Origin of the sequence: Paenibacillus sp. P46E, assembly GCF_001909095.1 — a bacterium.
In the GTDB taxonomy this organism is placed as follows: Bacteria; Bacillota; Bacilli; order Paenibacillales; family Paenibacillaceae; genus Paenibacillus_AQ; species Paenibacillus_AQ helianthi.
On record NZ_LVYZ01000023.1, the window covers coordinates 1 to 632 of the forward strand.

2 rRNA genes are annotated in these 632 nt (G+C 49.4%); both read left to right on the forward strand.

Annotated features, from left to right (window positions below):
• Nucleotides 1-213 (forward strand): 16S ribosomal RNA (locus A3849_RS04395); the annotation flags it as partial.
• A gap of 283 nt (nucleotides 214-496) precedes the next feature.
• Nucleotides 497-632, forward strand: a 23S ribosomal RNA gene (locus A3849_RS04400); the annotation flags it as partial.

A 632-nucleotide genomic window follows, 5' to 3' on the forward strand; every position in this document is an offset into this window, starting at 1 on the left:
AAGTCGGAATTGCTAGTAATCGCGGATCAGCATGCCGCGGTGAATACGTTCCCGGGTCTTGTACACACCGCCCGTCACACCACGAGAGTTTACAACACCCGAAGTCGGTGGGGTAACCCGCAAGGGGGCCAGCCGCCGAAGGTGGGGTAGATGATTGGGGTGAAGTCGTAACAAGGTAGCCGTATCGGAAGGTGCGGCTGGATCACCTCCTTTCTATGGAGAATCGTTTCCTGCAACGGAAACATTCAAATCGGAAGCTAGACTTCCATTAGAACCCTTGGGTTCGAACACTCACTCGTTGCTCAGTTTTGAGAGTTGAAGCTCTCAGCTTTACCTTGATCCTTGAAAACTGGATACCGAAACGAAAATGCGTTTTAGAACATCTTTTAGCTGAAACTTGTGTAAGCAAGTTGAAATAGTTATTAGTTGATACAATTGATCTGGTAGGAAAGTAAAGAACAGCAATGTTCAATATTTCTCCTGCGGAGAAAATTGCGGTTAAGCTAATAAGAGCACACGGAGGATGCCTAGGCGCCAGGAGCCGACGAAGGACGTGGCGAACAACGAAACTGCCTCGGGGAGCTGTAAGCAAGCTTTGATCCGGGGGTGTCCGAATGGGGAAACCCAGCTGT